This is a genomic window from Haloferax sp. SDI50, from assembly GCF_059802635.1.
This window is the reverse complement of record NZ_JBPULL010000001.1, coordinates 2,279,666-2,292,573: the sequence shown is the minus strand read 5'-3', so window position 1 is coordinate 2,292,573 and position 12,908 is coordinate 2,279,666. Positions and strand designations below refer to the sequence as shown.

Here is a 12,908-nt window from a genome sequence, read left to right as displayed (position 1 = left end):
TCTATCCCCACAATTCGTATATTAGTCCGTAGGTCAGCCTATTTTAGGCACCCACAGAACTTACACGTCAAATTTTCATTTATTATCAGTACCGTCGTTTAACACCAATTTTCAGAAGGCTTTTGACCCGGCTATGGGTAGATTTCACCCAGCATGCCTGCGGACTTCAACTGGGCCATCGGCGGCGAGGCTGGCGATGGCATCGACTCCACGGGGAAGATTTTCGCTCAGGCACTCTCCCGGGCCGGACGCCACGTGTTCACGTCTAAGGATTTCGCTTCGCGAATCCGGGGCGGATACACCGCGTACAAGGTTCGGACTGCCATCGACCCCGTGCAGAGCGTCGTCGACCGACTCGACGTGCTCATCGCGCTCACACAACGAACAATCGACGAGAACCTCGACGAACTGCACGAGGGCTCCGTCATCATCTACGACGGCGACCGCTCCACCATGGCGGACGTCGAAATCCCCGAGGGAATGGTCGGGCTGGACATCCCCCTCAAGGCGCTCGCCGAGGAGGCGGGCGGCGCAATCATGCGCAACGTCGTCGCGCTCGGCGCGGCGTGCGCCGTCGCGGACTTCCCCATCGAGAACCTCGACAGCGCGCTCCAGAAGCGCTTCGGCGGGAAGGGCGAGGCCATCGTCGAGAACAACAAGAAGGCGGCCCGCGCGGGCCTCGAATACGTCCACGACGAGTACGACCACGAGTTCGACTACGACCTCGAGACGACCGACGAGGACTACGTGCTCATCAACGGCGACCAGGCCATCGGCATGGGCGCCATCGCCGCCGGCTGTCGCTTCTACGCCGGCTACCCCATCACGCCCGCGACCGACGTGATGGAGTACCTCACCGGCCGCATCGAACGCTACGGCGGCCACGTCGTGCAGGCGGAAGACGAACTCGCGGCCATCAACCTCGCGCTCGGTGCGGCGCGCGCCGGCGCGCGGTCGATGACCGCCACGTCCGGTCCGGGCATCGACCTGATGACCGAGACGTTCGGGCTCGTCGCCACCTCCGAGACGCCGCTCGTCATCGTCGACGTGATGCGCTCGGGCCCCTCGACGGGGATGCCGACCAAGCAGGAACAGGGCGACCTCAACATGATGCTGTACGGCGGCCACGGCGAGATTCCGCGCTTCGTCGTCGCGCCGACGAGCATCGACGAGTGCTTCTGGAAGACCGTCGAGGCGTTCAACTTCGCCGAGAAGTACCAGGTTCCGGTGTACGTCGCGGCCGACCTCGCGATGGCGGTCACGGAACAGACGTTCTCCCCCGAGACGTTCGACATGGACGAAGTCGAAATCGACCGCGGCAAGGTCGTCGACGACGACTCCATCGACGAGTGGCTCGACGAGGAAGGTCGCTTCCAGCCGCACGCGCTCACCGACGACGGCGTCAGCCCGCGCGCGTTCCCCGGTACGGAACAGGGCGCGCACATGTCGACGGGCCTCGAACACGACGAACTCGGTCGGCGGACCGAAGACCGGTCGATGCGCGTCGAGCAGGTCGACAAGCGCGACCGGAAGGTCGAGACCGCAAAGGAGACCGAGGACTTCTCGCCGCGCGAGTTCGGTGACGCCGACTCCGACACGCTCATCCTCTCGTGGGGCTCCAACGAGGGCGCGCTCGTCGAGGCGCTCGACTTCCTCGAAGAAGACGGCATCGACGTGCGCTTCCTGTCGGTCCCGTACATGTTCCCGCGGCCGGACCTTACCGAGGAAATCGAGGCGGCCGACGAGGTCATCGTCGTCGAGTGTAACGCGACGGGGCAGTTCGCCAACGTCGTCGAGCACGACACATTGACCCGTGTCAAGCGCATTAACAAATACGACGGCGTCCGCTTCAAGGCGGACGAACTCGCAGACGAAATCAAAGCCACCCTCGACGCAGAGGAGGTCTCAGCATGAGCTCAAACGTCCGCTTCACCGACTTCAAGTCAGACAAACAACCGACCTGGTGTCCCGGCTGTGGGGACTTCGGGACGATGAACGGCATCATGAAAGCGCTGGCCAACTCCGGCACCGACCCCGACAACACGTTCATGGTCGCCGGTATCGGCTGTTCCGGAAAAATCGGGACGTACATGCACTCGTACGCCATCCACGGCGTCCACGGGCGCTCGCTCCCGGTCGCCGCCGGCGTCAAGCTGGCGAACCCCGACCTGACCGTCGTCGCAGCCGGCGGCGACGGTGACGGCTACTCCATCGGCGCGGGCCACTTCATCCACGCCGTCCGCCGCAACGTGGACATGGCCTACACCGTCATGGACAACCGCATCTACGGCCTCACCAAGGGACAGGCCTCGCCGACCTCGCGCGAGGACTTCGAGACTTCGACGACCCCCGAAGGGCCCCAGCAGCCCCCGGTCAACCCGCTCGCGCTGTCGCTGGCCGCCGGCGGCACGTTCATCGCGCAGTCGTTCGCGACGGACCACAAGCGCCACGCGGAAATCGTCCAGGAGGCCATCGAACACGACGGCTTCGGCTTCGTGAACGTGTTCAGTCCCTGTGTCACGTTCAACGACGTGGACACCTACGACTACTTCCGCGACAACCTCGTTGACCTCGCGGACACCGACCACGACCCGACCGACTACGACGCGGCCAAGGAGAAGATTCTCGACTCGTCGAAGGAGTACGAGGGCATCATCTACAAGGACGAAAGCTCCGTCTCCTACGAGGAGAAGTTCGGCGTCGACCAGAACATGTCGGACATTCCGTCGGGCGCGCCCGACGACGCGATGGACCTCGTCCGCGAGTTCTACTAACGACGACCGCCGAACTCGCGGTTGACGCCGCGCCGACCGCTCACCGAACTTCGACCGTTCTTTCGATCGTCCCCGACTGCTCGATAGGCCCGCGAGCGCCGCGAACGCTTCACGCCAAAAAGAATCGACTGACCGAGTCGGTCCGAGCGGGACCAAGGAGGTCCGGGCGACCGAGCCGACCGACCCGCCACCGAGTCTCCCGACGACCCGCTCTTACGCCACCGTCTCGATGTTGAGCCGGTAGCGCGTCCCGCAGTCGAGACACCGCGCGTCGTCGGACTCGATGAGCTCCGTCACCAGCACCTCACCGAACTCGCAGTTCGGACACTCGTAGACGAGCGAGTCACCCGCGATACGGTGTGCGAACGCGTTCGTGTTCTCTTCTGTCAACGGCTCTGATGCGGACGACATTCCTGACCACCAGTCAGATATGCTACCACATGACATATAAACTATCCGCCGCCAAGCGTCGGGCGGCGTCGAGCGGCATCGAGTGGCGAGCGTCTGAGACCCCGTGTGACACACCCTCAGGCCGTGAAAGCCGGAAATTCGCCCGCCCTTCCGGAACGTCTTTTCAACTCGCGGCCCTTGAATCGGTCATGACGGGGAACCTCGCTTCAGCAGACGACGCACCGCGAGCGAACGGGATGCCGATGCTCGGGCTCGGAACGTGGCAGAACACGAACGCCGACGAGTGTCGCAACGCGGTGCAGACGGCGCTGGAGATGGGCTACCGCCACATCGACACCGCCCAAGCGTACGGAAACGAGGCGGAGGTCGGCGCGGGCATCGCCGCCGCCGACGTCGACCGCGACGACGTGTTCCTCGCGACGAAGGTGTGGGCCGACGAACTGTCCCACGACGACGTCATCGAGAGCACCGAAGCGAGCCTCGAAAAGCTCGGCGTCGACTACGTCGACCTCCTGTACGTCCACTGGCCGTCCCGTGAGTACGACGCCGAGGAGACGCTTGCGGCCTTCGACGAACTCGTCGAGCGAGGGCTGACCGAGCGCGTCGGCATCTCCAACTTCGAGCCCGAACAGGTCCGCGAGGCCGTCGAACTGTCCGAGTCCGGCGTCTTCGCCAACCAAATCGAGATGCATCCGCTCTTCCAGCAGGAGGAACTCCGCGAGGTCTGCGCCGAGGAGGACATCGAAATCGTCGCGTACTCGCCGCTCGCCCGCGGGGAGGTCTTCGACGTCGACGTGCTGTCCGACATCGCGGAGAAACACGACGCGAGCGAGGCGCAGGTGTCTCTGGCGTGGCTCCGCGAGAAGGGCGTCACCGCGATTCCGAAAGCGACGGGCGAGGCCCACATCCGCGACAACTGGGAGTCGCTCGCGCTCGAACTCGACGACGAGGACGTGGCCGCCATCGACGCCATCGACATCGAAGACCGCCGCGTCGACCCCGACTTCGCGCCCTGGTAAGCGACTGAACCCGCCTTATCCCGGTTCGACTCTCGATTCGTCGCCCGGAGCCGCAACGGATTTGTCGAACGAGTCCCGACAGAATCCCATGGAGTTCGACCTCCCCAAGACAGTCGCGTTGCTCGTCGCGCTCGTCGTCGTCGGAACCGCGGCCCTCGTCGGAATGGACGCGATGGCAACGAGTACGGTCCTGATGATGGTGACGCCGTCGATGCTCGTCTTCGGGGCTCTCTGTCTCGCCATCGGCGTCAAACACGGCGAATACCGGGCGTCGAACTAACGACGGGGACGAAACGAAAACACGGGACAGAAATCCTCAGCTCTCGTTTTCTCTGGGCGTGTCGACGACGTCCTCCAGCGTCTCGTCCGAGACGCTCGCGGAGACGCGGACGCCCACGACGCTCACGACGACGCCGGCGACGATGAACATCGCCAGCCGCTGGACCGGCGTGAGCGCGAGTCGCCCGAGCAGTTCGAGGTTCGCTAGCTCGCCCTGTCGTTCGAGGAGGAAGCCGGCGAACCCGCGGACGACGAGCCCGATGGCGACGACGCCGAACGGGAGGTTCATGTACGACGTGGAGACGCGCTCGCTCCCGATGAGTTCGTCCAAGAGGCGGCCCGCACTCGCGGTCAGCGCGGCGAGCGCCAGCCACGGCGCGCTGTGGTAGACGAACAGGAGCGACGGGACGAGCACCTCCTCGCCCCCGCCGACGCCGGGGGACCGAACGGCGAGCGCGCCGAGGAACAGCCCGACGATGGCCAGCCCGGCCGCGACCGCGTAGGTGACGACCGACACCTGCCCGGAGTAGAGGGCGTCGCGGATTTGGTCCGGGGCGTCCGAGAGGAACTCGTCGATGGCCAGTCCCTTGTAGAGCAGCACCGCGCCCATCAGGGCGGCGAGCCCGGCCATGGCGACCTCGGGGCTGAACTGGACGAGCAGCAACGGGACGAGAAGCAGGCCGACGCCGAGCGGGACGAGTACCGTCGAGCGAAGCTCCTCGTCGCCAAGGAACTGCTTGAGCAGGTAGTACGTCGACTCGATGTCGTGGGCCTGCCGGACGACCACGCGGTCGACCGCGTCGACCCGGAACCTGCTTTCGACGACCGGGACGAGCCGCTCGTCTTCCGCGCTGTCGATGACGACGACGGCGGACTCGACGTCGAACTGCTCGGCGAGGTCGTCGAGCTGTCGCGCGACGGCGCGGTCGGCTCCGACGGCGCTGTCGCTCGTCCCCGAGATGACCGCGATTTCGGCGTCCTCGCGCTCGTCTCTGAGTTCGCGCGTCGTCCGAAGCGCCGCGAGAAGGCAGTTGACGCTCGAATCCTCCGGGTCCGCGAGGCCCACGTCGGTGACGAGCGACCGGACCGCTTCCCAGCCGACGACGGGCGTCGAGAGCCCGGTCTTGCGGCCGATGTCGTTCGCCCGGTCGACACAGAGGACGAGCGTTGTCACGTGGAAGACGAACGGGGGCGCGGGCTAAAAAGCCTCCCAGTCGTCAGAACCGAAACGAGAAGCCGTCGTCGGGGTCGACCGACGAGGCGAGTCCCGCGCCGAAGGCGTACGCCGCCCCTTCGACGCCACCGCGGAGCCGGTCGGTGAGGCCGACCTCGGGGGTGAACTCCCGCACCGACACCTCGTCGCGGCCGAGGCGTTCAGCGAGTCGGTCTTCCACGTCGTCGCGGGTCCCCAGCGAGTCGACCAGTCCGAGTTCGTGGGCCTCCTCACCGAGGTAGACGCGGGCTTCGGTGTCGCGGACGACCTGCGGGTCCATGTCGCGGCCCTCGGCCACGCGCTCGACGAAGTCGTCGTAGTAGTCGTCGATGAGCCCCTGGAGGTACTCGCGTTCGTCCTCGGTCGGCTCCTTGAGCGCCATTCCGGCGTCCTTGTACTTCCCCGCGGCGAACCGCTCGTAGGAGAGGCCGATTTTGTCGGCCAACTCCGAGGCGTTGACCGACGAGCCGATGACGCCGATTGAGCCGACGACGCTCACGTCGTGGGACCACAGTTCGTCGCAGCCGCTGGCGATCCAGTAGCCGCCCGAGGCACAAGTGTCCGTGGCGTAGGCGACCGTCGGCCCGTCGAAGTCCGCGACGGCCCGGCGGATGTCGTCGCTCGGCAGCACCTCGCCGCCGGGCGTGTTCAGTTTGACCAGCAGCGCGTCGACGCTGTCGTCGTCGGCCGCGGCGTCGACCTGCTCGACGATGTCGTCGGCGGGCGTCCCGCCGCCGCGACCCGGAACCGGACCGCCGCCGCCGTCGCGGGAGATGGGACCTTCGACGGCGACTTCGGCCACGTCGTAGTCGGGGAACGCCGAGGCGGCGAGCCTGCCGCCGACGCGGAGCGCGACGACGACCGTCCCGATGAACAGGAGGACGCCCGCGAGGTCCGCGAGCGTGTCGGGGACGCGGTAGAACAGAATCCAGCCGACTGCCACCCCGACGACGGCGAGAACGACCACGATAGCCAGCCGGTAGACGCGCGTGAAGCTGTCGGTCACGGTGAATCACTCATGGCTGTCGCTGGGGCTTCGAACGGCATAAAAATGATACGTCGCAAGCGCGACGAAGAGAGAGAAAGTGACCGGGGTTTAGAGCAGACCGGACTTCTGGAGCTTCATCAGGTCCTCGGTCTCGAGGGTCTCGCCTTCCTTGAACTTCTGGTAGATCTCCTCGGCCTCGGCCTTGGCGGCCTCGCGCTCCTCGGCGCGGGAGTCCTTGCGCTGGCGCTCTTCTTTCTTGTCCAGCTCGCGGAGGCGCTTCTGGACGCGGACGAAGTCCTCGTGGTGACGGTCGGCCGCTTCCTGGGCTTCGACGAAGAGCTCGTGCATCTCGTCGGCCTTGTCGCGGATGTCGTCGGCCTCGCGGTAGGCCTCGATCATCTGGTTGTGGTGTTCCTGGGCGTCGTCGGCCAGCTCGGTCACCTTCTGGTGGTGCTGGGACGCCTCGGAGCGGACCTCTTCTGCCTCTTCGATGAGTGCTTCGAGGTCACCGCTCTCTTCGACCTTGTCCTTTTTTTGGCGAAGCTCTTCGCGCTTGTTCTCGATTTTCTCGATGAGCTCGCGCTCGTCTTCGGTCGAGAGGACTTCGGTCTGCTGGCGGAACTCGAGTTGCTCGATCTCCTCTTTGAGCTCGTCGATGTCCTTGCCGTCGTCGAGCTCGAGGTCGCTTTTCATCTCGTCGACCTCGTCGAAGAGCTCGTTGGCCTTCGCGTTGAGCTCGTTGCGGCTCTGCTTGTGTTCCTGCACCTGCGAGTTCATCTCGTCGCGCTTCTCGCGGTGCTTCTGGGCTTCGTCGACCTTCTCGCGAGTCTTCGCGTTGAGGTCGTCGCGCTTGGATGCGCGCTCGGAAGCCATCTGGTTTAGTTCATTGCGGCGGTCACGGAGTTGACCGGCGAGTTTGATGAGTTCGCCTTTCGAGCCGCTCTCGAGCTTTTCGTCTGGGAGATCGATGTTTCGTGCCTCGTCGAGTTCCTGCACGTCGAACTCGCTAAGTACTTCCTGCTTCGTTACCATGCGTAATCAATCCTCGATACCATCACCACTCCGTGCGTGGCGGCTGCTCGTGGGAGTGCGACCGACCGTGGATAAGAATTCCCGATCATTCTGCGTGCGATGCCGCCGGAACGCCGGAGGCGCTCAGGTACATACACATACAAGCGACCAGTTAATAAATACTTCGGTGGGTATTCGGGTGAAAACAGTTACCACACCGCTCGTATCGACCGTATTCTCCATGTTAGTCATTGCCACAGTCGTATATAAATGGGATGTGAATCGTGGGGGCTAAACCGAGTCGGGTCGGATGCCACGTCATGAGAGAGGTCATTCGCGCACGCGGCCACGAACACGTACGCGCCGAACACGCGAGCACCTTCGAGGTGACGACGGACGACTGGCTCACCCCCTCGGGCGACTGCATCATCGGCGTCGAGGCCGACCGCACGCCCGCCGACTTCGACCCGGCGTTCGTCGAGGCCTGCCAGTCCCGCGACGCGGCTATCGACGTGCACGTCCGCGTGGACGCGGGCGACGAAACCCACGAGCAGGCCGTCCGCGCTCGCGGACACCCGGACCTCACGTTCGAGGGCGACCGCAGCATCGTCTTCCGCACGAGCGACTACGTGGACGACCGAACCGGCGCGGTCGACGCGGCCCACGCCGCGGCGGGCTTCGACCGCGACCTCGTCTCGGCGCTCGCCGACGGCGCGGAACTGACCGTCACCATCGAAGTCGAGTAACTCGGCGCAGTCGGCCGAGGAGTCGACCGACGGGATGCGTTTTTCACCGCGCGGTCGTAACCACCGAATATGCCCGACGAACCCGCAGAGAACATCAGCGGCGGCGCGAGCGGCGGCGGCCGAGAGACGGCGTTCGACCCCGCCGACCCCGAGACCGCGACGCGCGCCGAGGTCGTCGTCGACCGGCTCGGCGAGCGCTACTGGCGGAAAGCCTACGGCGGGCAGGGCGGCTTCGAGTGTCTCGTCCGAACCATCCTGAGCCAGAACACGAGCGACAAGGCGAGCCAGCCCGCCCACGACGAACTCATGGCGCAGTACGGCGGCGGCGACCTCGCCGAGTCGCTGGCGGCGGCCGACCGCGAGGGCATCGTCGAGGCCATCCGCTCCGGCGGCCTCTACAACCAGAAGTCGAAGCTCATCCAGGGCGTCGCGGAGGAGGTGCTGGCCGACTTCGGGAGCGAGGCCGACTTCGACCGCTACGTCCGCGAGGAAGCGCCCGCGACGGTCCGCGACCGCCTCTTGGAGATGAAAGGCGTCGGCCCGAAGACCGCCGACTGCGTCCTCCTCTTTGCGGGCGGGCGCGGCGGCGTCTTCCCGGTTGACACCCACGTCCACCGCATCGCCCGTAGGATGGGGCTCGCGCCCGCCGACGCCGACCACGAAGGCGTTCGGGCGGCGCTCGAACGCGACATTCCCGACGAGAAGTGCGGCTTCGGCCACACCGCGATGATTCAGTTCGGTCGCGAGTTCTGCACGGCCCGAAAACCCGCGTGTCTCGACGGCCCCGACGCGTGCCCGATGGCCGACGTGTGCGACATGGTCGGCGTCGACGCGGCGGCGCAGTCCGTCACCGACCCCGCGGCCGCGGACGACTGACTAACAGGATTTCGCGTCGAGTCCACCCACCGGCGAGCCGTCGTCCTCGTAGCTCGATTCGATGCCCGAGTCAGCGAACATCGGGAGGTTCATCGAGTAGTCGTAGACGACGCTGAACCGCGAGAAGGGGTCAGAGAGGAACGCCGCGGCGGGACCGACGCCGTCGAAGGCAACCCCCGCCCGGAGTTGGACGATGGAGTCGTTGCCGACGGAGCCGCCGGCTTCCATCCCGAAGCCGCCCTCGCCGCCGAGGTTCTCGAACATCGAGAGGAAGACCACGAGGTCGATGCCCGCACCCTCGCCGCCGATGTCGAACTGGTGGCCCTCGCCGGGAAAACACGGCGAGGTCGGGCCGGTCGCAGCAGTCGCGGCGGTGACCGGGGCGGTCGCCACAGTGAGAATCACGGCGAGCGTCAGGGATGCGCGAGTCGCGGCGTGCATACCGTCGCCTCCGGCGCGCTGCTAATTAAGGATACGCCGCGATTCTCAGGCGTGATACCGTCTCTCGAAGCGAAACGAGGCGATGGACGCGCGGGTCGCGGCGCGGCGCGGCTCGGTCCCGACGCGGTTCGGTCCCGGTGACTACTCCTCGCCGTCGAGCTGTCGGATGAGTTCGTCGAGGACGGCGTCCGCGCTGGCGAGGTTGGTCGCAAGCGGCGTCTGGTGAACGTCGCAGATGCGGAGCAGGGCGGTGATGTCCGGCTCGTGGGGCTGGGCGGTCAGCGGGTCGCGGAGGAAGATGACGCCGTCGCAGGTCTCGCTGGCAATCTCCGCGCCGATTTGCATGTCGCCGCCGAGCGGCCCGGACTGCTTGCGCTCGATGTCGAGCCCCGTGGCGTCGATGAGTCGCTGACCGGTCGTCCCCGTCGCCATGAGGTCGAAGCGTTCGAGGTCGTCCTGCCGCTCCTCAGCGAACGAGATGAGGTCCGGCTTCTTCTCGTCGTGCGCAATAAGTGCGAGACGCATGGCAACCACTCGTTCGAGAGTCCTGATTAATGTTCGCCAATCGAAGTTCGTTCGCGGGGGTGACTACGCGCTCAACCGACCGACGAGTTCGCGTCCGTCGCCACCCACGTAGACGAGTTCGACAGTCTCGCCGCTCGCAACGTCGAACGAAATCGAATCGCCCGTTCGACGGGTCCGTCTTCGCCCGACGGCGACGCCCACGACTGTTCGGTGTCGCCGGCGACCACAAGCATCTCGCCCGCCGAAAACGAGTCACCGCCAGCGTGTGCTATCGTCGCCGCGCCGTCGCTGACGCCGAATTGAAACGACACGGACGGAGTGGGACCCACCTGTTCGGCCGTGTTGAGTACGAGATACCCAACACCGCCGTGAGTACCACTGCGCCGACGATGACGAGGACAATTCCGACGAGAACGACAGCGATGATACCCGGGACGCGATTCCCGTCCGGTTTTCGATTGAGAATACTCGTCGAGTACCTATCTGTCCGCTGGTAATTATACTAGCTGGACAGGATAACCGCCGAACGGGAAGCGCAGGCCGTTACTTGAAGCGGAACGTTTCGAGGTTCTTCGGCGCGAACGTCCGCATGTTGTAGTCGTGGTAGAGCGCCGACGAGAGGTCCTGGACGGAGCGCTCGTCGCCGTGGACGCACAGCACCTTCTCCGGGCGCGGGTTCATCGTCTTGACGAAGTTTTCGAGGCCCTGCCGGTCGGCGTGACCGGAGAAACCGTCGACCGTCTCCACGTCCATCTTGAGCTTCAGCGTGTCCGACCGGCCCATGCCGTCGCGGCCGTTGACCGGAATCTCGTCCCAACCGTTCTGGATGCGGCGGCCGAGCGTCCCCTGCGCCTGGTAGCCGACGAAGACCAGTCGGGACTTCGGGTCGGGGCCGACGTGGCGGAGCCACGACATGATGGGGCCGCCGGTGACCATCCCGGAGGTCGAGAGGATGATGGCCTGGTCGCCGTCGGCGACGTCCTGTCGCTCCTCTTCGCCGCCGTCGATGTGGTTGAACTCCTCGGCGAGGAACGGGTTTTCGTCCTCGTGGAAGATGCGGTCGCGGAGGTCGTCGCGGAGGTACTCGGGGTAGGTCGTGTGGATGGCCGTCGCCTCCCAAATCATCCCGTCGAGGTGGACGGGCATCTCCGGAATCTTGCCCGAGCGCATCGCCTCTTCGAGGACGAGCATAATCTCCTGTGAGCGACCGACGGCGAACGCCGGGATGACGACCTTGCCGCCGCGGTCGTACGTCTCGTTGATGACCTCGATGAGGCGCTCTTCGGAGTCCTGCTGGTCGGTCTGGTAGTCGTTGCGGCCGCCGTAGGTCGATTCGAGGACGAGCGTCTCCACGCGCGGGAAGTCGTTGACCGCGCCGTTGAACAGGCGAGTGTCCTCGTAGTGGATGTCGCCGGAGAACGCGACGTTGTAGAGGCCGTCACCGATGTGGAAGTGCGAGACGGCGGAGCCGAGGATGTGGCCCGCGTTGTGGAACGTGAGCTTCACGTCGGGCGCGATATCGGTCACGTCGCCGTACTCCAGCGGGATGGTGTGCTTGATGGCCTCGCGGACCATCTCGGACTCGTACGGCGGGGTGCGTCCCTCCTTCGAGGCGACGTCGAGGTAGTCGAGCGTGAGCAGGCCCATGAGGTCGCGGGTCGGCTCGGTCGTGTAGATGGGGCCGTCGTAGCCGTACTTGAACAGAAGCGGGATGAGCGCCGAGTGGTCGAGGTGAGCGTGGGTGAGGACGACCGCGTCGAGCGAGTTCGCGCCCGACCCGAGCGCCTCGGGGACCTGCAGATACGGCACGTCGTCGGAGCCGGGTTTGTCGCCGCAGTCGACGAGGATTCGGGTCTCGGGCGTCGAGACGATGAAGGACGCGCGGCCGACTTCGCGGCAGCAGCCGAGGGTCGTGATGCGGACCCACTCGTCGTCCGAGAGCTGCTCGCGGTGAATCTGCCGGCCGGTCCGTTCGAGGATGCGGCGGCGGTCCTCGCGTTCCTGCTTCAGGAAGTTGCGGACGTTCGAAACCGTCGAGGACTCGATGGGCGGGGTGCGGACGACTTCGGGCGTCCAGCCGACTTTCTGCGTGATTTCGCGGAGCGTCGAGCCGTGGCGACCAATGACCATGCCCGGTTTCTCGGCCTCGATGACGACTTCGCCGGTGTCGATGTGGAAGTCAAGGTCGGTGACGCCCGCTTCCTCGGGGATGACGCTCAGAATTTTGGGTTCGGCCTCGCGGGGGTCGGACAGCACGTCCGGGTCCGGGCGAACCGTGATTCGCTTTCGGAGCTTACTCGCGAGTTTCCGGATGAGGTCGCCGTTCTGAGCGAACTTCTTCGGGTCGCGCGTGTAGACGACGAGTTCGGGACCCTCGTACTTGACGTCGGAAACCGAGATGTCGCGGGGGAGTTCGTTCGTAATCTCTGCCTTCAGATTCTCGAGTTGTTTATCTACGGAGCTCATAGTTACGAGCGACCCGTCCGGTCCTGCGCCGGCAGGTCTCGGGAACCCCTACCTCAGGAGCGTCGACGCGAGCCGGTCCACGTGTACGAGTGCCAGTCTCGGCCGACTGCGGAGAGAGCATAGTGAACTGAATACGGTTGTATCTCGACTGCGGGAAGA

At 65.4% G+C, this 12,908-nt stretch carries 13 protein-coding genes; 6 read left to right on the top strand and 7 right to left on the bottom strand.

The genetic code is table 11. From position 1 onward, the window contains the following. Window positions 1-153: 153 nt before the first annotated feature. Together ACSR87_RS12070 and ACSR87_RS12065 are read left to right on the top strand one after the other, a co-directional pair. A complete protein-coding gene (locus tag ACSR87_RS12070; RefSeq protein ID WP_008573371.1) occupies window positions 154-1,914 on the top strand; it encodes a 2-oxoacid:acceptor oxidoreductase subunit alpha in 1,761 nt (586 codons plus the stop codon). Continuing rightward, window positions 1,911-2,774: a 2-oxoacid:ferredoxin oxidoreductase subunit beta gene (locus ACSR87_RS12065; protein ID WP_008573370.1), complete on the top strand. Its 864-nt coding sequence runs from the start codon at window positions 1,911-1,913 to the stop codon at window positions 2,772-2,774. Before ACSR87_RS12070 ends, ACSR87_RS12065 begins: the two co-directional genes overlap by 4 nt. A 213-nt stretch (window positions 2,775-2,987) precedes the next feature. On the opposite strand, the gene ACSR87_RS12060 is transcribed toward ACSR87_RS12065, so the two are convergent. Continuing rightward, a complete protein-coding gene (locus ACSR87_RS12060; RefSeq protein ID WP_013035477.1) occupies window positions 2,988-3,185 on the bottom strand; it encodes a hypothetical protein in 198 nt (65 codons plus the stop codon). Between the two features lie 236 nt (window positions 3,186-3,421). Between ACSR87_RS12060 and ACSR87_RS12055 the strand changes: the two genes are divergently transcribed. Both ACSR87_RS12055 and ACSR87_RS12050 read left to right on the top strand, forming a co-directional pair. Continuing rightward, window positions 3,422-4,204 (top strand): aldo/keto reductase, encoded by a 783-nt coding sequence (locus ACSR87_RS12055; RefSeq protein WP_498531062.1) that lies wholly within the window; start codon window positions 3,422-3,424, stop codon window positions 4,202-4,204. Between the two features lie 88 nt (window positions 4,205-4,292). Continuing rightward, entirely contained in the window at window positions 4,293-4,484 is a 192-nt protein-coding gene (locus ACSR87_RS12050) for a DUF7333 family protein (RefSeq protein WP_498530634.1), read from the top strand. Between the two features lie 36 nt (window positions 4,485-4,520). On the opposite strand, the gene ACSR87_RS12045 is transcribed toward ACSR87_RS12050, so the two are convergent. The 3 genes from ACSR87_RS12045 to ACSR87_RS12035 form a co-directional block, all read right to left on the bottom strand. Then, window positions 4,521-5,657 (bottom strand): DUF373 family protein, encoded by a 1,137-nt coding sequence (locus ACSR87_RS12045; RefSeq protein ID WP_498530633.1) that lies wholly within the window; start codon window positions 5,655-5,657, stop codon window positions 4,521-4,523. A 43-nt stretch (window positions 5,658-5,700) separates the two neighbouring features. Beyond that, on the bottom strand, window positions 5,701-6,702 hold the full coding sequence (gene sppA, locus ACSR87_RS12040) for a signal peptide peptidase SppA (protein WP_498530632.1): 1,002 nt from the start codon (window positions 6,700-6,702) through the stop codon (window positions 5,701-5,703). 90 nt (window positions 6,703-6,792) lie between these two features. Then, window positions 6,793-7,716, bottom strand: coding sequence for a coiled-coil protein (locus ACSR87_RS12035; RefSeq protein ID WP_008092382.1), 924 nt, complete (start codon window positions 7,714-7,716; stop codon window positions 6,793-6,795). 299 nt (window positions 7,717-8,015) lie between these two features. Here ACSR87_RS12035 and ACSR87_RS12030 point away from each other — a divergent pair, with 299 nt between their 5' ends. Both ACSR87_RS12030 and ACSR87_RS12025 read left to right on the top strand, forming a co-directional pair. Next, entirely contained in the window at window positions 8,016-8,441 is a 426-nt protein-coding gene (locus tag ACSR87_RS12030; protein WP_498530631.1) for a DUF371 domain-containing protein, read from the top strand. A 69-nt stretch (window positions 8,442-8,510) separates the two neighbouring features. Beyond that, window positions 8,511-9,317 (top strand): endonuclease III domain-containing protein, encoded by an 807-nt coding sequence (locus ACSR87_RS12025; RefSeq protein ID WP_498530630.1) that lies wholly within the window; start codon window positions 8,511-8,513, stop codon window positions 9,315-9,317. On the opposite strand, the gene ACSR87_RS12020 is transcribed toward ACSR87_RS12025, so the two are convergent. The 3 genes from ACSR87_RS12020 to ACSR87_RS12010 form a co-directional block, all read right to left on the bottom strand. Next, a complete protein-coding gene (locus tag ACSR87_RS12020) occupies window positions 9,318-9,758 on the bottom strand; it encodes a DUF7332 family protein (protein ID WP_498530629.1) in 441 nt (146 codons plus the stop codon). A gap of 141 nt (window positions 9,759-9,899) precedes the next feature. Then, a complete protein-coding gene (locus tag ACSR87_RS12015; protein ID WP_498530628.1) occupies window positions 9,900-10,283 on the bottom strand; it encodes a methylglyoxal synthase in 384 nt (127 codons plus the stop codon). A 543-nt stretch (window positions 10,284-10,826) separates the two neighbouring features. Continuing rightward, window positions 10,827-12,749 carry a beta-CASP ribonuclease aCPSF1 gene (locus ACSR87_RS12010; protein WP_498530627.1) on the bottom strand — a complete coding sequence of 641 codons (1,923 nt, stop codon included), beginning with the start codon at window positions 12,747-12,749 and terminating at the stop codon, window positions 10,827-10,829. Window positions 12,750-12,908: the final 159 nt, after the last annotated feature.